We start from the raw sequence: 21,805 nt of genomic DNA, 5'->3' as shown, positions 1-21,805 counted from the left end.
TCAACTCTCTACAACAGAAATAAAAACCCCACAGGCTGGCTGTGGGGATTAAGCAAAATTTCGGCATTAGCCGTGACGGCGTTCGAACTCAATCATGAAGTCTGTCAGCGCTTTAACGCCTTCCAGCGGCATGGCGTTATAAATAGACGCGCGCATTCCGCCGACCACACGGTGACCTTTCAGCGCATGAAGGCCAGCAGCAAAAGACTCTTCAAGGAACAATTTGTCAAGCGCACTGTCCGCCAACTGGAACGGCACGTTCATCCGCGAACGGTTAGCTTTCGCCACGTCATTGCGGTAGAAATCGCTGTTATCAATCACCCCATACAGCAGTTCTGCTTTTTGCTGATTGATTTTATCCATTTCAGCTACACCGCCGTTCGCTTTCAGCCATTTAAAGACCAGACCAGACAGATACCAGGCAAATGTCGGCGGCGTGTTAAACATGGAGCCGTTATCGTTGAGGATGGAATAATCCAGAATCGACGGACACGCGATATTCGCTTTGCCCAGCAAATCTTCACGAACGATGACGATTGTCAGGCCTGCCGGGCCGATATTTTTCTGCGCGCCAGCGTAAATCACGCCATAACGGCTGACGTCAATCGGACGGGAAAGAATGGTTGAAGAGAAGTCGGCGGCGACCACCACATCTTTGCCGAAGTCTGGCGTTTCGTCGATAGCGATACCGTCGATGGTTTCATTCGGGCAGTAATGCATATAAGCAGCATTATCAGAGAGTTGCCATTCGCGCATTGGCTTAACCGCGCGCAGACCATCAACAGTCACTTTGGCGTCGAAGACATTAGGCGTGCAATATTTTTTCGCTTCTTTAATGGCACTTGCCGCCCAGTAACCGGCATCAACATAATCTGCGGTGGTTTTATCACCGAGAATATTCAGCGGAACAGCAGCAAACTGACCGCGACCGCCGCCATGGCAGAACAATACCTTGTAGTTGGAGGGGACATTAAGAAGATCGCGAAAATCCTTCTCGGCTTCCTCTGCAACCTGAATGAACTCTTTGCCACGGTGACTCACTTCCATCACCGACGTACCAAGACCGTTCCAGTCGCGCAGTTCCTGTTGAGCCTGTTTAAGCACCTCTGCCGGTAGCATTGCCGGACCAGAACTAAAATTGAAGATTTGAGCCATTTCCCCTCACCACGTTGCGTTGCTATTAACCTGCGGTCAATCGATTGCGACCACAGGTAATACATTATTCCTGTGGCTATCGGTTTTATCATTCAGTGACACACATCGCAATGAGTAAAACCGTTGAGGGCAAAAATGTGGCTTGCATCACACAAAAGAATCTCTCGGATTATTAGCAAAAAGCCGATGTTTTTACTGTCACGTCACCCGTTTTGCCCGACTTGCCTTCGTCCATTCTGGATTTGCACAGCGCGGACATAATTGTTTTTCCCCCGCGTTCATATGAATGATTTCACTGCAACGAATGCAGGCATAGTCCGCCGACTCGGGTACCACTTTGTAACGCTGAGTACAGTCACTGGGTAAAATAAGTAAGCCCGGTTTCACCTTGTCATCTTCAAAGAAATAGACACTGATTTGCCCGTTGGTTTCGAGAATCGCCAGACGTACTTGCCCCAACTGCTCTACACCGCGCAATCGTAGCTCCATAAAGAACTCAAATTCCGTCATGTTGGAGTTATTGAGTTTCGACCAGGCCAGCTCGCCATCTTCAATAATGACAACCGGCTTACCTTCCAGAAGATCTTCCAGTTTTTCACTGTGTGCCATCAACCACATTACCAGGCGGTATAACAACGCCAGAGTAATAAAGACGATAAGTACCGGGACCATCGGCACATCATCATAAAACGCCACATCTCCCGCCGCTGATCCCAGCGTCAGAATGATTAACACTTCAAAAAGCGACATCTGCCGCACACCGCGTCTTCCGGTCATTTTGAGGAACAAAAAAACCAGTACAAAGGTATAAAGACTACGTAGTGCCACTTCGCCAAGGAAATCAAAAGGCACTTTATCAAATGCCATACGGTGGAGATCAAACGCCTTCATTTTTATGCTCTTATCGTGGTTTATCCACTAAAAGCATAGTCAACAGTTCATCGGCATGGCGGCGGTGATAGCGCCTTTGAGATAAAACCCGTATTATTGCGCGCTTTCCGTACGACTAAAGTGATTTTCATGACGCAAACATTTATCCCCGGCAAAGATGCCGCACTGGAAGATTCCATCGCTCGCTTCCAGCAAAAACTTTCAGACCTCGGCTTTCAGATTGAAGAGGCCTCCTGGCTGAATCCGGTGCCTAACGTCTGGTCTGTACATATTCGCGACAAAGAGTGCGCACTGTGTTTTACCAACGGTAAAGGCGCAACCAAAAAAGCGGCGCTGGCTTCTGCACTCGGTGAATATTTCGAGCGTCTCTCAACCAACTACTTTTTTGCTGATTTCTGGCTGGGCGAAACCATCGCCAACGGTCCGTTCGTGCATTATCCCAACGAAAAATGGTTCCCACTGAGCGAAAATGACGATGTGCCAGAAGGGCTGCTCGATGACCGTCTGCGCGCATTTTACGATCCGGAGAATGAACTGGCCGGCAGTATGCTGATTGACCTGCAATCCGGTAACGAAGATCGTGGTATTTGCGGTCTGCCGTTTACGCGCCAGTCCGACAATCAGACCGTTTATATTCCGATGAATATCATTGGTAACCTGTACGTTTCTAACGGTATGTCCGCTGGCAATACCCGCAACGAAGCACGCGTTCAGGGGTTGTCCGAAGTTTTCGAACGCTACGTGAAAAACCGCATTATTGCTGAAAGCATCAGCTTGCCGGAAATCCCGGCAGACGTGCTGGCGCGTTACCCAGCGGTGGTTGAAGCCATCGAAACGCTGGAAGCAGAAGGTTTCCCAATCTTTGCTTATGATGGTTCGCTTGGCGGCCAGTATCCGGTGATTTGCGTGGTACTGTTCAATCCTGCTAACGGCACCTGCTTTGCCTCTTTCGGTGCACATCCTGATTTTGGCGTAGCACTGGAACGTACCGTGACCGAGCTGCTGCAAGGTCGTGGCCTGAAAGATTTGGATGTGTTTACTCCGCCAACCTTCGATGATGAAGAAGTTGCTGAACATACCAACCTCGAAACGCACTTTATCGATTCCAGCGGTTTAATCTCCTGGGATCTGTTCAAGCAGGATGCCGATTATCCGTTTGTGGACTGGAATTTCTCCGGCACTACGGAAGAAGAGTTTGCTACGCTGATGGCTATCTTCAACAAAGAAGATAAAGAAGTTTATATTGCCGATTACGAGCATCTGGGCGTTTATGCATGCAGAATTATCGTACCTGGCATGTCCGATATTTATCCGGCTGAAGATCTGTGGCTGGCGAATAACAGTATGGGCAGCCATTTACGTGAAACGATTCTTTCGTTACCAGGCAGCGAGTGGGAAAAAGAAGATTACCTGAACCTCATCGAGCAACTGGATGAAGAAGGTTTTGATGACTTTACCCGCGTGCGTGAGCTGTTGGGTCTGGCGACCGGGTCGGATAACGGTTGGTACACCCTGCGTATCGGTGAATTAAAAGCCATGCTGGCGCTGGCTGGTGGCGATCTGGAACAGGCTCTGGTCTGGACCGAATGGACGATGGAGTTTAACTCATCGGTATTCAGCCCGGAACGCGCCAACTATTATCGCTGCCTGCAAACGTTGTTATTACTGGCGCAGGAAGAAGATCGCCAGCCGCTGCAATATCTGAATGCGTTTGTTCGCATGTACGGCGCAGATGCCGTGGAAGCCGCCAGTGCGGCAATGAGCGGCGAAGCGGCGTTTTATGGTTTGCAACCAGTAGATAGCGATCTGCACGCGTTTGCTGCACATCAGTCGTTGTTGAAGGCCTACGAAAAGCTGCAGCGCGCCAAAGCAGCATTCTGGGCAAAATAAAATCAAATAGCCTACGCAATGTAGGCTTAATGATTCGTCTGAGTTATATTACGGGGCGTTTTTTTAATGCCCCGCTTTACATATATTTGCATTAATAAAATAATTGTAATTATAAAGTTAAATATCGGTAATTTGTATTTAATAAATACGATCGATATTGTTACTTTATTCGCCTGATGCTCCCTTTTAATTAACTGTTTTAGCGGAGGATGCGGAAAAAATTCAACTCATTTGTTAATTTTTAAAATTTATTTTTATTTGGATAATCAAATATTTACTCCGTATTTGCATAAAAACCATGCGAGTTACGGGCCTATAAGCCAGGCGAGATATGATCTATATCAATTTCTCATCTATAATGCTTTGTTAGTATCTCGTCGCCGACTTAATAAAGAGAGAGTTAGTGTGAAAGCTGACAACCCTTTTGATCTTTTACTTCCTGCAGCAATGGCCAAAGTGGCCGAAGAGGCAGGTGTCTATAAAGCAACGAAACATCCGCTTAAGACTTTCTATCTGGCGATTACCGCCGGTGTTTTCATCTCAATCGCATTCGTCTTCTATATCACAGCAACCACTGGCACAGGAACAATGCCCTTCGGCATGGCAAAACTGGTTGGCGGTATTTGCTTCTCTCTGGGGCTGATTCTTTGTGTTGTCTGCGGAGCCGATCTCTTTACTTCCACAGTGTTGATTGTTGTTGCTAAGGCGAGTGGGCGCATCACCTGGGGTCAGTTGGCGAAAAACTGGCTAAATGTCTATTTTGGCAACCTGGTCGGCGCACTGCTGTTTGTACTTTTAATGTGGCTTTCCGGCGAGTATATGACCGCGAATGGTCAATGGGGACTCAACGTCCTACAAACCGCCGACCACAAAGTGCACCATACTTTTATTGAGGCCGTCTGTCTTGGTATCCTGGCAAACCTGATGGTATGTCTGGCAGTATGGATGAGTTATTCTGGCCGCAGCCTGATGGACAAAGCGTTCATTATGGTGCTGCCGGTCGCGATGTTTGTTGCCAGCGGTTTTGAGCACAGTATCGCAAACATGTTTATGATCCCGATGGGTATTGTAATCCGCGACTTCGCATCTCCGGAATTCTGGACCGCTGTCGGTTCTGCACCGGAAAATTTTTCTCACCTGACCGTAATGAACTTCATCACTGATAACCTGATTCCGGTTACGATCGGTAATATTATCGGCGGTGGTTTGTTGGTTGGGTTGACATACTGGGTCATTTACCTGCGTGAAAACGATCACCATTAATGGTTGTCGAAGTACGCAGTAAATAAAAAATCCACTTAAGAAGGTAGGTGTTACATGTCCGAGCTTAATGAAAAGTTAGCCACAGCCTGGGAAGGTTTTACCAAAGGTGACTGGCAGAATGAAGTAAACGTCCGTGACTTCATTCAGAAAAACTACACTCCGTACGAGGGTGACGAGTCCTTCCTGGCTGGCGCTACTGAAGCGACCACCACCCTGTGGGACAAAGTAATGGAAGGCGTTAAACTGGAAAACCGCACTCACGCGCCAGTTGACTTTGACACCGCTGTTGCTTCCACCATCACCTCTCACGACGCTGGCTACATCAACAAAGCGTTGGAAAAAGTTGTTGGTCTGCAGACTGAAGCTCCGCTGAAACGTGCTCTTATCCCGTTCGGTGGTATCAAAATGATCGAAGGTTCCTGCAAAGCGTACAACCGCGAACTGGACCCGATGATCAAAAAAATCTTCACTGAATACCGTAAAACTCACAACCAGGGCGTGTTCGACGTTTACACTCCGGACATCCTGCGTTGCCGTAAATCCGGTGTTCTGACCGGTCTGCCAGATGCTTATGGCCGTGGTCGTATCATCGGTGACTACCGTCGCGTTGCGCTGTACGGTATCGACTACCTGATGAAAGACAAACTTGCACAGTTCACCTCTCTGCAGGCTGATCTGGAAAACGGCGTAAACCTGGAACAGACTATCCGTCTGCGCGAAGAAATCGCTGAACAGCACCGCGCTCTGGGTCAGATGAAAGAAATGGCTGCGAAATACGGCTACGACATCTCTGGTCCGGCTACCAACGCTCAGGAAGCTATCCAGTGGACTTACTTCGGCTACCTGGCTGCTGTTAAGTCTCAGAACGGTGCTGCAATGTCCTTCGGTCGTACCTCCACCTTCCTGGATGTGTACATCGAACGTGACCTGAAAGCTGGCAAGATCACCGAACAAGAAGCGCAGGAAATGGTTGACCACCTGGTCATGAAACTGCGTATGGTTCGCTTCCTGCGTACTCCGGAATACGATGAACTGTTCTCTGGCGACCCGATCTGGGCAACCGAATCTATCGGTGGTATGGGCCTCGACGGTCGTACCCTGGTTACCAAAAACAGCTTCCGTTTCCTGAACACCCTGTACACCATGGGTCCGTCTCCGGAACCGAACATGACCATTCTGTGGTCCGAAAAACTGCCGCTGAACTTCAAGAAATTCGCTGCTAAAGTGTCCATCGACACCTCTTCTCTGCAGTATGAGAACGATGACCTGATGCGTCCGGACTTCAACAACGATGACTACGCTATCGCTTGCTGCGTAAGCCCGATGATCGTTGGTAAACAAATGCAGTTCTTCGGTGCGCGTGCAAACCTGGCGAAAACCATGCTGTACGCAATCAACGGCGGCGTTGACGAAAAACTGAAAATGCAGGTTGGTCCGAAGTCTGAACCGATCAAAGGCGATCTCCTGAACTACGATGAAGTGATGGAGCGCATGGATCACTTCATGGACTGGCTGGCTAAACAGTACATCACTGCACTGAACATCATCCACTACATGCACGACAAGTACAGCTACGAAGCCTCTCTGATGGCGCTGCACGACCGTGACGTTATCCGCACCATGGCGTGTGGTATCGCTGGTCTGTCCGTTGCTGCTGACTCCCTGTCTGCAATCAAATATGCGAAAGTTAAACCGATTCGTGACGAAGACGGTCTGGCTATCGACTTCGAAATCGAAGGCGAATACCCGCAGTTTGGTAACAACGATCCGCGTGTAGATGACCTGGCTGTTGACCTGGTAGAACGTTTCATGAAGAAAATTCAGAAACTGCACACCTACCGTGACGCTATCCCGACTCAGTCTGTTCTGACCATCACTTCTAACGTTGTGTATGGTAAGAAAACTGGTAACACCCCAGACGGTCGTCGTGCTGGCGCGCCGTTCGGACCGGGTGCTAACCCGATGCACGGTCGTGACCAGAAAGGTGCAGTAGCCTCTCTGACTTCCGTTGCTAAACTGCCGTTTGCTTACGCTAAAGATGGTATCTCCTACACCTTCTCTATCGTTCCGAACGCACTGGGTAAAGACGACGAAGTTCGTAAGACCAACCTGGCTGGTCTGATGGATGGTTACTTCCACCACGAAGCATCCATCGAAGGTGGTCAGCACCTGAACGTTAACGTGATGAACCGTGAAATGCTGCTCGACGCGATGGAAAACCCGGAAAAATATCCGCAGCTGACCATCCGTGTATCTGGCTACGCAGTACGTTTCAACTCGCTGACTAAAGAACAGCAGCAGGACGTTATTACTCGTACCTTCACTCAATCTATGTAATTAGATTTGACTGAAATCGTACAGTAAAAAGCGTACAATAAAGGCTCCACGAAAGTGGGGCCTTTTTTAGCACGAGAGCCTTTTTTGTCAGCTATCTATACTTTAAGGTGACTGCCAAAACAGACTCGACGTAGCCTTCGAGCTGCGCACCAACACGGCCTCAGATGGGCCACATCTGGAGAAACACCGCAATGTCAGTTATTGGTCGCATTCACTCCTTTGAATCCTGTGGAACCGTAGACGGCCCGGGTATTCGCTTTATCACCTTTTTCCAGGGCTGCCTGATGCGCTGCCTGTATTGTCATAACCGCGACACCTGGGACACGCATGGCGGTAAAGAAGTTACCGTTGAAGATTTGATGAAGGAAGTGGTGACCTATCGCCACTTTATGAACGCTTCCGGCGGCGGCGTTACCGCATCCGGCGGTGAAGCAATCCTGCAAGCTGAGTTTGTTCGTGACTGGTTCCGCGCCTGCAAAAAAGAAGGCATTCATACCTGTCTGGATACCAACGGTTTTGTTCGTCGTTACGATCCGGTGATTGATGAACTGCTGGAAGTAACCGACCTGGTAATGCTCGATCTCAAACAGATGAACGACGAGATCCACCAAAATCTGGTTGGAGTTTCCAACCACCGCACGCTGGAGTTCGCCAAATATCTGGCGAACAAAAATGTGAAGGTGTGGATCCGCTACGTTGTTGTCCCAGGCTGGTCTGACGATGACGATTCAGCGCATCGCCTCGGTGAATTTACCCGTGATATGGGCAACGTTGAGAAAATCGAGCTTCTCCCCTACCACGAACTTGGCAAACACAAATGGGTGGCGATGGGTGAAGAATACAAACTTGATGGTGTTAAACCACCGAAGAAAGAGACCATGGAACGCGTGAAAGGCATTCTTGAGCAGTACGGTCATAAGGTAATGTTCTAATTTCCCCGTAAAGCGGCAACTTTTTTGAGTTGCCGCTTTTTTATTCCGCTCTGCATAAATAATTCAGAGCTCTATTTCTAACGCCCTTACAGCACAGCTTCCAAATGTATTACCCAAACCGCCAGTATATGTCCTGCGGCTTACGCGCATTTCTCGATTATGTAAAAACGGGTCAGATCTGCCAGAGTCAGCGTCACCGACCACAATAATTATTTATCATTCGCTTTACGCGCCAGCAGCGGGAATATCAGTCCTAATCCTACCAACACAAACGGCGTTGCAACATTCAGCGCCAACTGGAAGGTCCACTCTGCAGTGAAGGCTTCCATTTTCGGGAAGATCCCCGTCAAACAGGCAAAGGCGGTAAAGGCAAAACACCAAATCCCGACGGTCATTGCCAGAGGCTTATTACGAATAAAGACATATTCTGGTTTATATTTCTGCGCCAGGCGAACGACTGCAATAAATGCAACAAATACCCATAAATAACGCAGCGGCATCACTACCGAGTTAAGATTCAACAGCCATTTATAGAGATTGTTCATATCACCAATGCCGAGAGTCGGTAGCATTATCAGGATCGCCACCAGCACCAGGGTCAGAAAATAGCCATTAACGGGCGTACCAGAAGCGTTGGTACGACATAAACTGGCTGGAATATATTTGCTGTCAGCATCGCCTAATAACACTTTAAGCGGCGCATCAATCGAGAATACCAGCGCAGCTACTTGTCCCAGGGTATTCGCAATGGCATAAATCACCATTAAAGTATTACCCATGTTGTAATACTCGCCCAGCTTCTGAAAGGCGTAATACTGACCGTTAGTCATTAAGTCATCCGGGATATTACGCGAGTCAAACATCATCCCCATCGCCAGTGAGCCCAGAATGGCACAAACCGCAACCATCACCGCCAGGCATAACATCCCTTTTGGAAATTCTTTTCCTGGGTTGCGCGTTTGATTAACGTAAGGAGAAATCTTCTCTGCTCCGCCAACCGCGAAAACCAGCATTGAAATAGTGGTAATGTAGGTAAAGTCGATATGAGGAATGAACGTTTCCCAGGTAATGTTTGTGGTCGCAATATGCACTTCAGTAATTGCAGGCGCGGTTACCGCCATCGCCACATACAGGAGCGACATAACAAACATCGCAATCCCTGCCACAGAACCGACGATTTTCAGCGATTTCATACCGCGTGAAGCAACCCACATAAAGAAGATAAACAGCACCAGCGTTAACCCCTGTAACGCTACGACTGAATATTCTTTGATTAACGAACCGTCGCCTTTCATCGCCCAACCGAGCGCAATCAGTATTGCCTGGGGTTTTTGTGCCAGATAGGGAATATGCACTACCCAGTAGGTCCACGCGGCGAGGTAAGCCAGTCCGGGTCCCATCGTGTGTTTAATCCAGGTACTGACCCCGCCCTTCCCATCTTTGAAGGTCGAGCCTAACTGACCAACAATTAGCGCATAAGGTGTGAAATAGAGCGCAAAGATAAACACCCATGAAAAAACAACCACCAGCCCCTGGTTGGCGTAGTTATTAACAACGTTGCCAAAACCCCAGACAGTGATAAAAGACATCAGCGCAATGTTGTACCATCGCAGCTGTTTTTCCTGAACATTCCCAGCCATAGACAAATCCTTCGCCAAAATTAAAGGGGCATCTGTAAAACGAGGGATTATGCGCGGCAAATAAGAAGTGCGGAAATAGCGAAATGCAAAATTATAACCTGCTGCACATTTTATTTTTAAACGAATAAAATTTGGAATAAAGCAAGTCAGATAGAAGAAACAAAAAAGCAGAGTGTGAAACAGTAAGTTCACACTCTGCTTGAATTCATTTACACGTGAGCAACGGGTTTCGGCGTATGACCGGCGTTGCGAAGCAGCATCAGCAAATAGATAAACGATACGCTGGCGATCATGATAAACAATAAATTATCGGAGAAATTCTGCATTAGCATAGCGGTAAATGACGGGCCAAGCAGACTTCCCACGGTATAGCTCAACAGTAAGGCCTGGTTCATCGCCACCAGTTGATGATGTTCAACTTTCTCGCAAGCCCAGGCCATCGCCACCGGATATAGCGTAAAGCCAGCGGCACCGAGGATGAATAACGCTGGGGCCATCGCCGCCTGGCTAAGCATCGCGATACTGCCGAGAATGACGACAAAGACCTGAACACGCAACACCAGCAGTCGACCAAACTTATCCGCCAGACGTCCAATCGGCCATTGTCCAAGGATACCCGCACTGACCAGTACCGCCATCCAGAAACCAATGCTGGCATTGCTCACCCCTTTGTGATTGAGGAACAGCGGCATCAGGCCATATAGAGATCCCAGAACGATTCCTGAGATAATGCAGCCATTCACGCCAAGCCGCGCCTGACGGAGTTTTAGCATTGACGTAATTGACGTCGAATCATGGTTTTCAGCCTGCTGATTCAGCACACGCGTAAACAACAGCGGTAAGATCCCTGCCAACGTCAAACCTGTAACCCACGGCAATACGGACATCAGCTCGGTTGAAACTTTGCTGACCAGTAACTGGCCTAAAAACGTTCCCACGTAATAAACCATCATATACGCAGCAAGCAAACGCCCACGGTTACGTGACGTCCCACTGCACATCAGCGCGCTCTCAACAACCACCCAAATCATGGCACAGCCGACGCCGGCGACAAAACGCCAAGTCAACCAGCTCCAGAATCCAATCATCAGGCCAAGGCCGGCACAGCCAGCGGCAAAAATGAAGGAGGCCAGATAATAGCTGCGGTTAAAGCCAATGCGCTTAATGACATACCCTGTCAGCAATGTACCGACCAGGTTGCCGGTAAAATAGGATGAGCTGACAACGCCTACCTGCCATGTGGACATATGTTCCTGGGCGAGCCAAAGCGGCACGAGTGTATTTAACACTGCGATCGCCAGAGTCAACAAAAGCAGGCCAGACAGCAAAAGCATGACAGGCCGGGTATACGTGGACATGAATTAAAACCGTGAGGAAGTTCAAATTTCATGCGCATCATGCCACCGCCAAAAACATTGTCAATGGGTGAAAATACGCGCATATCGCAGCTGAGGTATTATCGATTTATATTACTCATTCATAACGCTAATGCTGGAGAGACGATTAATCTCATCTGATTGTTTTTATTGATCTAACACAAATTTCATACGCTTCGTTCAGTCGAAAAATTTCATGGTCACAGCAAACTCATATTTCCCGTCTATGCTTTCAGAGCAATGCATCGCGTCTGACCGATTTCAGACGTACCACTGACTCTCGAAAGGAGAAGAGGATGACCAAACCGTATGTTCGTCTTGATAAAAATGATGCTGCCGTTTTGCTTGTTGATCACCAGGCTGGTTTACTTTCCCTTGTACGGGATATCGAACCCGATAAGTTTAAAAATAACGTGCTGGCGCTGGGCGACCTGGCTAAGTATTTCAACTTACCTACTATTCTTACCACCAGTTTTGAAACCGGTCCTAACGGCCCATTAGTTCCAGAACTGAAAGCACAGTTCCCCGATGCACCTTACATTGCTCGCCCGGGCAATATTAACGCCTGGGATAACGAAGATTTTGTAAAAGCTGTCAAAGCGACAGGTAAAAAACAGTTAATTATTGCCGGTGTGGTAACCGAAGTTTGCGTGGCATTCCCGGCGCTTTCAGCCATTGAAGAGGGGTTTGATGTATTTGTCGTGACTGATGCATCAGGGACCTTTAATGAAATTACCCGGCATTCGGCGTGGGATCGCATGTCGCAAGCTGGTGCGCAATTGATGACATGGTTCGGCGTGGCTTGCGAGCTGCACCGTGACTGGCGTAATGATATTGAAGGACTGGCGACGTTGTTCTCTAACCACATTCCTGATTATCGTAATTTGATGACCAGTTATGACACATTAACGAAGCAGAAATAAAAGAGAACCGGGGTCGAAACCCCGGTTGTTACTGATTAGCTTGCGACGGCCATCCCCACGGTCATATGCAAACCATAGAATACGCCGCGGCCGATTAATTCTCCTGCCAGAAGCAGAATGAATGAGACGGATAGTAGCGGAACCGCAGGCTGATAACCTTTTAGCTGTGGTGCAATCCACAAACACAGGGCAACAGCCAAAAGCACGATCCGCCAGGACATCAGCGCACCATAGTCCGGCACCAGCGCTGCGGCCTGCTGCACAGAACTATGAATAGTCGCCAGCTCTGCGCCCTGCATCACTGACATCACACCACTCACTACCAGTGCCAGTACAGAAATGGCTGGCAGCAGACGCATCGCCCAGCCATCGACGCCAGCCAGACTCAGCAACAGGTAACCCAGTAACGGGCCGCCCATAAACATCGTCAGGAAGAAGCCCATCGGCGTCCAGATGCTGTACCAGGTCGGAACGGTATGAATGCTGTTATACACACGCACCATCATCCAGACAAAGATGACGCCAAGAACCATCGTCACTATCAGCCACAGCGTACGCAATGCCGGTGACAGCTTTTTCAGCATTGCCAGCAACCAGCCGATGCCACCAACAGCAAAAAAGATCGAACCGCTGGCGATTTCGTTACTGAGTGCTGAAGCCCCTACCCGGTTGAGCGAGTTAAAGGCGCGCATCGGTGAACCAAGATGAAGCATAGAGGCGATAAAGCCAATGCCCATCAGCACCCATAAACCAAACATGCAGGCAATAACACGCTGCTGGGCTTCTGCTCGCAGGTCGCCTTTGAGCAGCGCCAAAGCCAGAACGATAAAACCACCCGCTACACATTGCCCGAAGACCGTGAAGATCATCAGCGGCCATTCATGCCATCCACTTCCCATCTCACACCTCCTTCGGGTTTGCCAGATAGCCAGTGGTATCCCCGGTCGGGCGGCTGTTGGCATTGGGTTTGATCACAATATTCGGTTTGGTAAAGTGAGCTCGCGGCAACGGCGCAACGGCCGCCAGATCGCCATGTTTTTTACGCAGCTCGTCGATAGGGCCGAAATCCAGCGCCCGCAGCGGGCAAGATTCAACACAGATCGGCTTTTTCCCCTCCGCAACACGGTCATAACAACCATCGCATTTGGTCATATGGCCTTTCGTTTCGTTATATTGCGGTGCGCCATACGGGCAAGCCATATGGCAGTAGCGGCAGCCAATGCACACATCTTCATCGACTACAACAAAACCATCTTCACGTTTATGCATCGCACCACTCGGGCAGACTTTAGTACAAGCCGGATCTTCGCAGTGGTTACATGAAATCGACAGATAGTAGGCAAACACGTTCTGATGCCAGACACCGTTATCTTCCTGCCAGTCACCGCCAGCATATTCATAAATGCGGCGGAAGCTGACTTCCGGCGTCAGATCTTTATAGTCTTTACAGGCCAGCTCGCAGGTTTTGCAACCGGTGCAACGGCTGGAATCAATAAAAAATCCATACTGGGTTGTCATCGGTTACTCCTTACACCTTTTCAACCTGAACAAGGTTTGTATGTGACGGATTCCCCTTAGCGAGAGGAGACGGACGTTGAGTGGTCAGTACGTTGATACAACCGCCCTTATCGACACGTTTTGCATCCGGGTCATACCAGGCACCTTCACCCAGTGCGACCACACCCGGCATCATTCGTGGCGTCACTTTCGCCTCAATATGAACCTCACCACGATCGTTAAAGATCCTGACTTTATCGCCGTTGTTGATACCGCGTTTTTGGGCATCAAGCGGGTTGATCCACATTTCCTGACGGCAAGCCGCTTTCAGCACATCAACGTTGCCGTAAGTTGAGTGAACGCGAGATTTATAGTGGAAACCCGTAAGCTGCAGCGGATACTGTTTGTTCAGCGGATCCTGATAACTTTCAAAGCCCGGCGTGTAGATCGGCAGTGGATCGATCACATCGCCTTCTGGCAATTCCCAGGTAGCGGCAATGTCAGCCAGCGCCTGCGAATAAATCTCAATTTTACCCGATGGCGTGGTCAGTGGATTTGCCTGCGGATCTTCACGGAAGGCTTTATAAGCAACGTGATGCCCTTGTGGGTCGCGCTTTTTAAAGATCCCCTGCTTGCGGAACTCTTCAAACGTTGGCAGTTCAGGAATCGCTTCCCGCGACTGGGCATACAGATGCTGCATCCACTCTTCCTGGGTACGGCCTTCAGTAAACTGTTGCTCAACGCCAAGACGTTTTGCCAGTTCGCTGGTCATTTCATAGATGGTCTTACATTCAAAGCGCGGTTTAATCACCTGATCGTTGAAAATCACGTAAGACATATTCCCGCAGGATGCATCCAGTGCAAAGTCCATCTGTTCGGAAGCGGTGCAGTCAGGCAGCAGGATGTCAGCATATTTCGCCGATGAGGTCATGTGGCAGTCGATAACCACAATCAGCTCGCACTTCTTATCATCCTGAAGGATTTCATGGGTACGGTTGATTTCAGAATGCTGGTTAATCAGGCAGTTACCAGCATAGTTCCAGATCATTTTGATCGGCACATCCAGCTTATCTTTCCCGCGCACACCATCACGCAGCGCCGTCATTTCCGGGCCACGTTCAATGGCATCGGTCCACATAAACATCGAAATGCTGGTCTGGATCGGGTTTTCGAGGGTCGGCATACGGACAAACGGTAAGCTGTATGAACCTTCACGCGCGCCGCTGTTCCCCCCGTTAATACCAACGTTACCGGTCAGAATCGCCAGCATCGAGATAGCACGGGTTGCGATTTCACCGTTAGCGTGACGCTGCGGGCCCCATCCCTGGCTGATAAACGCCGGTTTGGTACTACCGATTTCACGAGCCAGTTTGATGATTTTGTCTGCCGGAACACCGGTGATTTGCGAGGCCCATTCCGGCGTTTTAGCCACGCCATCTGGCCCTTCACCCAGAATATAAGCTTTATAGTGACCATTTTTCGGCGCACTGGCTGGCAGTGTTTTCTCGTCGTAGCCAACGCAATATTTATCGAGGAATGCCTGATCCACCAGGTTTTCGGTGATCATGACATACGCCAGACCGTTAACCAGTGCGGCATCTGTTCCCGGACGAATAGGGATCCACTCATCTTCGCGCCCGGCTCCGGTGTCGGTATAGCGCGGATCGATGATGATCATGCGAGCATTAGATTTCTGACGCGCCTGTTCAAGATAGTAAGTCACCCCACCGCCACTCATTCGCGTTTCGCCAGGGTTATTACCAAACAGCACTACCAGTTTACTGTTTTCGATATCCGACGGGCTGTTACCATCTGCCCAGCCGCCGTAGGTATAGTTCAAACCTTCCGCAATTTGCGCGGAAGAGTAGTCACCGTAATGGTTCAGATAACCGCCGCAGCAGTTCATCAGGCGAGCGACCAGGGTATTTCCCGGCGGCCAGGAGCGGGTCATGGTGCCACCCAGCGTACCGGTGCCATAGTTCAGATAGATGGATTCGTTGCCGTACTCTTTGATCAGGCGCTGCATATTGGTCGCGATGATGTCGTAGGCTTCTTCCCAGCTAATGCGCTCGAATTTGCCTTCACCGCGCGCCCCGACTCGTTTCATCGGATATTTCAGGCGGTCCGGATTGTAGACACGGCGACGCATGGAACGACCACGCAGACAGGCGCGCACCTGGTGCAGGCCGTCATAGTTGTCATCGCCAGTATTATCCGTTTCAACATATTTGATTTCACCGTCCACGACGTGCATACGTAGCGGGCAGCGACTACCACAGTTAACTGTACAGGCGCTCCAGATAACCTTTTCGTCTGATTTTGTTGGAATGGCGCTATCGACAGCGTGCGCAATCCGACTAAAAGGTAATGTTAATGCGCTGCTGGCCATTGCCAGGCCGCCGATCGCTGTCGTTTTTACCAAACCACGGCGACTCACCTCAGCAGCCAATACCGCATCAGGGATTTTCGTTTTCATAATGGCTCACTCAAGCTTGCTCACGATTGATTCCAGTAACAAACCGTATTGTGTAATTATTTCTATAGCAGGTCGCTATATAGGCTTGTATACATCGAATAATTTGAAAATCAAAGAGATAGGTAGATTTTCACTCGAAAGTAGTATTACGTGTAAGTGAGGAGTAATTATTGTTCGGTATCAAAGGGAGACAAAAAAAGCGCCCGCAGGCGCTTTTTAGATTCAGAAAAATTGGGTATTAGCCAATATATTCCAGTCCGTTCATATACGGACGCAGAACTTCTGGTACTTCAATACGACCATCAGCCTGCTGATAGTTTTCCATAACCGCAACCAGCGTACGACCAACAGCCAGACCAGAACCGTTCAGGGTATGAACCAGACGGGTTTTCTTGTCCGACTTGCTACGGCAACGTGCCTGCATACGACGCGCCTGGAAATCCCAGACGTTGGAGCAGGAAGAGATCTCGCGGTAGGTGTTCTGTGCCGGGATCCATACTTCCAGGTCGTAAGTTTTGCAAGCACCAAAACCCATGTCGCCAGTGCAAAGGATGATTTTACGGTACGGCAGGCCCAGCAACTGCAGGACTTTTTCTGCATGACCAGTCATCTCTTCCAGCGCCGCCATTGAGTCTTCCGGTCGCACGATCTGCACCATTTCAACTTTGTCGAACTGGTGCATACGGATCAGACCACGGGTGTCACGACCATATGAACCGGCTTCAGAACGGAAGCATGGGGTGTGGGCGGTCATCTTAATTGGCAGATCATCTTCATCGATGATTTCACCGCGCACCAGGTTGGTCAGCGGAACTTCTGCCGTTGGGATCAGCGCATAGTTACTGGTGTCTGCTTCTTCTTCCAGCGGACGAGTATGGAACAGATCGCCAGCAAATTTCGGCAGCTGACCCGTACCGTACAGCGTGTCCTGGTTAACCAGGTACGGAACATAGTTCTCACTGTAGCCATGCTGTTCGGTATGCAGATCCAGCATAAACTGCGACAGTGCGCGGTGCATGCGAGCAATCTGCCCTTTCATTACCACAAAGCGGGAACCGGTCAACTTAACTGCGGCTGCAAAGTCGAGGCCAGAGTGCATTTCACCCAGCGTCACATGGTCACGAACTTCAAAGTCAAACTCACGCGGGGTGCCCCAGCGGCTGACTTCAACGTTGTCATTTTCGTCTTTACCTACTGGCACTTCATCTGCAGGCAGGTTAGGGATGGTTAGCGCGATATCGCGAATTTCAGCCTGTAAAGCATCCAGCTCGGCTTTTGCTGCATCCAGCTCTTCGCCCAGTTTGTTCACTTCCAGACGTAAAGGCTCGATATCTTCCCCGCGCGCTTTCGCCTGGCCAATGGATTTCGATCGGGAGTTACGCTCCGCTTGCAGGTTTTCCGTTTTGACCTGCAATACTTTACGACGCTCTTCAAGAGCGCCCAGCTTATCTACATCCAGCTTAAAGCCCCGGCGTGCCAGTTTTTCAGCGACTGCGTCTGGCTCATTACGCAGCAGATTGGGATCGAGCATGCTTATCCTGTGCTTATCGAATTAAATGGGAGATGTGGCCACAGCCTGCGACCACAGGGATACAGTAACAACATTACCGCAACGATAACATTAACGGTAGCGTTTTATGGGGCTATTTTGATCCTGTTCAGCCAGCCAGGCGAGCTTTTCGCCAATCTTGCCTTCAAGGCCCCTGTTTGTCGGGAAATAATAGCGTGTTTGTGCTATTTCCGGCGGGAAATAAACCTCACCGGCAGCATAAGCGTTTGCTTCATCATGAGCGTAACGATATTCCTGCCCGTAGCCCATTTCCTTCATTAATTTCGTCGGCGCATTACGCAAATGAACCGGCACGTCATAATCCGGACGTTCGCGAGCATCCGCCAGCGCGGCTTTAAACGCAGTGTAGACAGCGTTGCTTTTTGGCGCGCAGGCCAGGTAAACAATCGCCTGAGCAATGGCGCGTTCACCTTCCGCCGGGCCAACTCGGGTAAAGCAATCCCAGGCCGCAATTGCCACCTGCATCGCTCGTGGATCAGCATTACCCACATCTTCCGACGCTATCGCCAGACAGCGACGCGCGACATATAACGGATCGCCACCGGCAGTAATAATTCGTGCATACCAGTACAGCGCCGCATCGGGTGCGCTACCACGTACCGACTTATGCAGTGCGGAAATGAGATCGTAAAAGCGATCGCCTTTGTTATCAAAGCGGGCGCTACGTTCACCGGCGATTTCGGTCAGTAATTCAGGCTTCAGGACCCGCTTACCGCTATCATCGACTTCGGCCATATCCGCCATCATTTCCAGCGTATTTAACGCCCGGCGCGCGTCGCCATTCACCAGTTCAGCAATGGCGCGTCGTGTTTCATCTGGCAGAACAATATCCTGACCACCATAGCCACGGGTTTTGTCTTCCATCGCCTGAGTCAGTACTTGCTCAATATCCTCTGTACTCAGGGATTTCAGCAGATAGACACGGGCACGGGAAAGCAGTGCCGAATTAAGCTCAAATGACGGGTTTTCAGTGGTTGCACCAATAAAAGTGATGGTGCCGTCTTCAATATGTGGCAGAAACGCATCCTGCTGGCTTTTGTTGAAACGGTGAACTTCGTCAACAAAAAGAATAGTGCGGCGACCAGCATTGCGGTTTTGCCGAGCGCGCTCGATCGCCTCGCGAATCTCTTTCACGCCAGAAGTAACGGCAGAAATACGTTCCACATCAGCGTTCGCATAGCGGGCAATCACTTCAGCGAGGGTTGTTTTGCCGGTACCCGGTGGCCCCCAGAGGATCATCGAATGCAAATGCCCGGCTTCGATTGCACGCGGCAACGGCTTCCCCGCAGCCAGCAAATGTTGCTGACCGATATACTGTGCTAAATTTTCTGGCCGCATACGCGCGGCCAGAGGTTGAAAAGTGTTATCCGAAAAATCGAGCGACAGATTGCTCACTCAGGTGCCTCTACTTACGTTGATCATCTACCGTGACGCCTTGCGGCGGGGTGAAGGTAAATTTCGCTGCATCCACAGCCCCATTTTGCTGGGATTTCAGCTGATAACTGCTGCGCTGATCGTCCTGCTCCACCGCGCTAAACTGATGGATCGTGCCATCACGTCCCACGTTAATGGTGAACTGCTTCAGATTGCCATTGCTGGCTTTCGGCGTCAGGACAAAGTCATCGCCATTCTGTTTGATATTGTACTGCTGCCAGTCGCTGGACTGGTTGCGGGCAATCAGCATAAACGGCGTATTACCGGTGGCATCTTTCAGCCAGGTTGCCGTAGCTTGCTCAACGAACGGGTTATAGAACCACAGTGTTTTACCGTCAGAAACCAGAATGCTTTCATCAGGTTGAGTCATATGCCAGTTGAATAAGTTTGGACGTTTCACCCACAGATCGCCCTGGCCTTCCTGCACCGCCGCGCCGCTACCGTCAGTCACTTTTTGTGTGAAGCTGGCGTGGAAGCTGCTGACTTTATCCAGGCGGCTTTTCAGATCGCTTGCGGCATCAGCCCAAACGCTGCTTGCTACTAAGCTTGAGAGTAATGCACAGGTGATGGCAATTTTTTTCATCATTATTCCTCAAATTACGTCACTCCCGACCGGGAGTTCCCTCTACTCTCTATTCCAGGCTAATAATCAGCTTGAGGAAAGAAGAAAATACTGAATTTTCAGTTGATAGAGTGCCGGATGCAACGCTACCGCGCCTTATCCGGCCTACGATGCATTAATTAGTCAAACGGCGGTGGGGCCAGCACTTCACGATTACCGTTGTGCCCCTGTTCGCTGACAATCCCCTGCGCTTCCATCTGTTCGATAATACGCGCTGCACGGTTATAACCAATGCGGAACTGACGCTGTACGCCAGAAATTGATGCTTTGCGTTTTTCAGTGACAAACTGCACCGCCTGATCGAACAACGGATCCAGTTCTTCAGCGCCATCGAAACCGCCCGCGCCACCTTCGCTTTCACTGTCGGAGGTGATGCCATCAACATACTGTGGGCGACCACGCGCTTTCCAGTCCTGCACCACGGCATGAACTTCCTGATCGCGAACAAAAGCACCATGAACACGTACCGGCAACGTGGAGTTCGGCCCAGAGTAAAGCATATCCCCCATACCCAGCAGTGATTCCGCGCCAGCCTGATCAAGAATGGTACGTGAGTCAATCTTACTGGATACGGTAAAGGCGATACGGGTCGGAATATTCGCTTTAATCAGACCAGTAATAACATCAACCGATGGACGCTGCGTTGCCAGTACGAGGTGGATACCCGCGGCACGGGCTTTTTGCGCCAGACGTGCTATAAGCTCTTCCACTTTTTTACCTACCGTCATCATCAGGTCGGCAAATTCGTCCACCAACACCACAATGTACGGTTCTTTTTTCAGCACCGGATGCTGGGCATCCATACTGTCACCCGGCTTCCAGTACGGGTCTGGAATCGGACGCATCATGCGATCGGCTTCAGCAATTTTTTCGTTATAACCCGCCAGATTACGCACACCTAGGGCGGACATCAGCTTATAACGACGTTCCATTTCATTTACGCACCAGCGCAAAGCGTTGGCAGCATCTTTCATGTCGGTAACGACTTCCGTTAACAGATGCGGAATGCCTTCATAAACCGAAAGCTCCAGCATTTTCGGGTCGATCATGATGAAACGCACATCTTCTGGCTGTGCTTTATAAAGCATGCTCAGGATCATCGCGTTCACCCCGACAGACTTACCGGAACCGGTAGTCCCCGCAACCAACAAGTGCGGCATTTTCGCCAGATCGGCAACCACCGGCTCACCGGCGATATCTTTACCCAGCACCACGGTTAATGGCGACGGATTATCGCGGAATTTGGCGTTATCCAATACTTCGCGCAGATAAACGGTTTGTCGTTTTTTATTCGGTAACTCCAGACCTACATAGGGTTTGCCAGGAATAACTTCAACGACACGCACCGCCACCGTCGAAAGTGAACGGGCAAGGTCCCGTGACAAGTTAGAAATGCGCGCCGCTTTTACGCCCGGTGCCAGGTTAAGTTCAAAGCGAGTGATAACCGGCCCCGGAGAGTAATTGACGACATCGGCTTTAATACGGAAATCAGCCAGACGCGCTTCCACCAGGCGCGCCATTTGTTCAAGCGCAAAGGTATCTACCGGCTCCACTTCGCTCGGCGGCGGCGTCAGCAAATCCAGAGAAGGCAGCGGCGTCGTCGGTTTATGCAACGGACGGCTGTCACCATTGCGCATCAACAGCGGATGAAGCAGGGTATCCTGCGGCTGTGGCGCAACTGGCTGTTGTGGCTGCTGATACTGCGGCTGCGGTGCAACCGGTTGTTGCAGCTGTTGATACTGCTGCTGCGGCGCAACCGGCTGTTGCGGCTGCTGATATTGCTGCTGTGGCGCAACCGG

15 protein-coding genes and 2 pseudogenes are annotated in these 21,805 nt (G+C 50.1%); 6 read left to right on the top strand and 11 right to left on the bottom strand.

All coding sequences use genetic code 11. The annotated features are described in order from the left end of the window. Nucleotides 1–66: 66 nt before the first annotated feature. Complete coding sequence (serC, locus tag G434_RS01285) at nucleotides 67–1,155, bottom strand: 3-phosphoserine/phosphohydroxythreonine transaminase (protein WP_000057148.1); 1,089 nt, start codon at nucleotides 1,153–1,155, stop codon at nucleotides 67–69. A gap of 198 nt (nucleotides 1,156–1,353) precedes the next feature. Next, nucleotides 1,354–2,046, bottom strand: a complete 693-nt coding sequence (locus G434_RS01290; RefSeq protein WP_000642852.1) for a DUF421 domain-containing protein — start codon at nucleotides 2,044–2,046, stop codon at nucleotides 1,354–1,356. Nucleotides 2,047–2,175: 129 nt separating this feature from the next. On the opposite strand from G434_RS01290, the gene ycaO reads away from it, so the two are divergent. The 5 genes and pseudogenes from ycaO to G434_RS29435 form a co-directional block, all read left to right on the top strand. Further along, on the top strand, nucleotides 2,176–3,936 hold the full coding sequence (gene ycaO, locus G434_RS01295) for a 30S ribosomal protein S12 methylthiotransferase accessory factor YcaO (RefSeq protein ID WP_001305927.1): 1,761 nt from the start codon (nucleotides 2,176–2,178) through the stop codon (nucleotides 3,934–3,936). Between the two features lie 405 nt (nucleotides 3,937–4,341). After that, on the top strand, nucleotides 4,342–5,199 hold the full coding sequence (focA, locus tag G434_RS30120; protein WP_000642546.1) for a formate transporter FocA: 858 nt from the start codon (nucleotides 4,342–4,344) through the stop codon (nucleotides 5,197–5,199). Between the two features lie 54 nt (nucleotides 5,200–5,253). Beyond that, nucleotides 5,254–7,536: a formate C-acetyltransferase gene (pflB, locus tag G434_RS01305; protein ID WP_001292809.1), complete on the top strand. Its 2,283-nt coding sequence runs from the start codon at nucleotides 5,254–5,256 to the stop codon at nucleotides 7,534–7,536. 191 nt (nucleotides 7,537–7,727) lie between these two features. Next, entirely contained in the window at nucleotides 7,728–8,468 is a 741-nt protein-coding gene (gene pflA / locus G434_RS01310) for a pyruvate formate lyase 1-activating protein (RefSeq protein ID WP_000111043.1), read from the top strand. A 98-nt stretch (nucleotides 8,469–8,566) separates the two neighbouring features. Continuing rightward, nucleotides 8,567–8,677 (top strand): annotated as a pseudogene (locus tag G434_RS29435) (LysR family transcriptional regulator); the annotation flags it as partial. Here the strand turns inward: G434_RS29435 and G434_RS01315 are convergent. Together G434_RS01315 and G434_RS01320 are read right to left on the bottom strand one after the other, a co-directional pair. Then, complete coding sequence (locus G434_RS01315) at nucleotides 8,678–10,108, bottom strand: APC family permease (RefSeq protein ID WP_000918504.1); 1,431 nt, start codon at nucleotides 10,106–10,108, stop codon at nucleotides 8,678–8,680. A 209-nt stretch (nucleotides 10,109–10,317) separates the two neighbouring features. Further along, nucleotides 10,318–11,466 (bottom strand): MFS transporter, encoded by a 1,149-nt coding sequence (locus G434_RS01320; protein ID WP_000109299.1) that lies wholly within the window; start codon nucleotides 11,464–11,466, stop codon nucleotides 10,318–10,320. Nucleotides 11,467–11,780: 314 nt separating this feature from the next. On the opposite strand from G434_RS01320, the gene ycaC reads away from it, so the two are divergent. Then, nucleotides 11,781–12,407, top strand: coding sequence for an isochorismate family cysteine hydrolase YcaC (gene ycaC / locus G434_RS01325; protein ID WP_000165876.1), 627 nt, complete (start codon nucleotides 11,781–11,783; stop codon nucleotides 12,405–12,407). Nucleotides 12,408–12,442: 35 nt separating this feature from the next. Here the strand turns inward: ycaC and dmsC are convergent, their stop codons facing one another. From dmsC to ftsK, 7 genes and pseudogenes are all read right to left on the bottom strand, one after another. Next, nucleotides 12,443–13,306: a dimethyl sulfoxide reductase anchor subunit DmsC gene (gene dmsC, locus G434_RS01330; RefSeq protein ID WP_000534641.1), complete on the bottom strand. Its 864-nt coding sequence runs from the start codon at nucleotides 13,304–13,306 to the stop codon at nucleotides 12,443–12,445. A 1-nt stretch (nucleotide 13,307) separates the two neighbouring features. After that, complete coding sequence (gene dmsB / locus G434_RS01335) at nucleotides 13,308–13,925, bottom strand: dimethylsulfoxide reductase iron-sulfur subunit DmsB (protein WP_000213098.1); 618 nt, start codon at nucleotides 13,923–13,925, stop codon at nucleotides 13,308–13,310. 10 nt (nucleotides 13,926–13,935) lie between these two features. Next, the gene (gene dmsA, locus G434_RS01340; protein WP_000850300.1) at nucleotides 13,936–16,380 is read right to left on the bottom strand and encodes a dimethylsulfoxide reductase subunit A; all 2,445 of its coding nucleotides are present in this window, start codon (nucleotides 16,378–16,380) and stop codon (nucleotides 13,936–13,938) included. A 238-nt stretch (nucleotides 16,381–16,618) separates the two neighbouring features. Further along, nucleotides 16,619–17,911, bottom strand: a complete 1,293-nt coding sequence (serS, locus tag G434_RS01345; RefSeq protein ID WP_000886683.1) for a serine--tRNA ligase — start codon at nucleotides 17,909–17,911, stop codon at nucleotides 16,619–16,621. Nucleotides 17,912–18,001: 90 nt separating this feature from the next. Then, nucleotides 18,002–19,345, bottom strand: a complete 1,344-nt coding sequence (gene rarA / locus G434_RS01350) for a replication-associated recombination protein RarA (protein ID WP_000067755.1) — start codon at nucleotides 19,343–19,345, stop codon at nucleotides 18,002–18,004. A 10-nt stretch (nucleotides 19,346–19,355) separates the two neighbouring features. Next, the gene (lolA, locus tag G434_RS01355) at nucleotides 19,356–19,967 is read right to left on the bottom strand and encodes an outer membrane lipoprotein periplasmic chaperone LolA (protein WP_001295343.1); all 612 of its coding nucleotides are present in this window, start codon (nucleotides 19,965–19,967) and stop codon (nucleotides 19,356–19,358) included. Nucleotides 19,968–20,125: 158 nt separating this feature from the next. Then, nucleotides 20,126–21,805: pseudogene (gene ftsK, locus G434_RS30870) on the bottom strand (DNA translocase FtsK); the annotation flags it as partial.

The sequence above is a fragment of the Escherichia sp. KTE172 genome, from assembly GCF_000408845.1.
GTDB classification, from domain to species: Bacteria; Pseudomonadota; Gammaproteobacteria; order Enterobacterales; family Enterobacteriaceae; genus Escherichia; species Escherichia coli.
This window is presented reverse-complemented; position numbering and strand designations above follow the sequence as displayed.

Bases quoted from the DNA above. Each gene is read 5' to 3' on its own strand.
- lolA (WP_001295343.1), bottom strand. From the start codon at position 19,967: ATGAAAAAAATTGCCATCACCTGTGCATTACTCTCAAGCTTAGTAGCA.
- dmsB (WP_000213098.1), bottom strand. From the start codon at position 13,925: ATGACAACCCAGTATGGATTTTTTATTGATTCCAGCCGTTGCACCGGT.
- pflB (WP_001292809.1), top strand. From the start codon at position 5,254: ATGTCCGAGCTTAATGAAAAGTTAGCCACAGCCTGGGAAGGTTTTACC.
- ycaO (WP_001305927.1), top strand. From the start codon at position 2,176: ATGACGCAAACATTTATCCCCGGCAAAGATGCCGCACTGGAAGATTCC.
- serC (WP_000057148.1), bottom strand. From the start codon at position 1,155: ATGGCTCAAATCTTCAATTTTAGTTCTGGTCCGGCAATGCTACCGGCA.
- G434_RS01320 (WP_000109299.1), bottom strand. From the start codon at position 11,466: ATGTCCACGTATACCCGGCCTGTCATGCTTTTGCTGTCTGGCCTGCTT.
- G434_RS01315 (WP_000918504.1), bottom strand. From the start codon at position 10,108: ATGGCTGGGAATGTTCAGGAAAAACAGCTGCGATGGTACAACATTGCG.
- pflA (WP_000111043.1), top strand. From the start codon at position 7,728: ATGTCAGTTATTGGTCGCATTCACTCCTTTGAATCCTGTGGAACCGTA.
- serS (WP_000886683.1), bottom strand. From the start codon at position 17,911: ATGCTCGATCCCAATCTGCTGCGTAATGAGCCAGACGCAGTCGCTGAA.
- G434_RS01290 (WP_000642852.1), bottom strand. From the start codon at position 2,046: ATGAAGGCGTTTGATCTCCACCGTATGGCATTTGATAAAGTGCCTTTT.
- ycaC (WP_000165876.1), top strand. From the start codon at position 11,781: ATGACCAAACCGTATGTTCGTCTTGATAAAAATGATGCTGCCGTTTTG.
- dmsA (WP_000850300.1), bottom strand. From the start codon at position 16,380: ATGAAAACGAAAATCCCTGATGCGGTATTGGCTGCTGAGGTGAGTCGC.
- dmsC (WP_000534641.1), bottom strand. From the start codon at position 13,306: ATGGGAAGTGGATGGCATGAATGGCCGCTGATGATCTTCACGGTCTTC.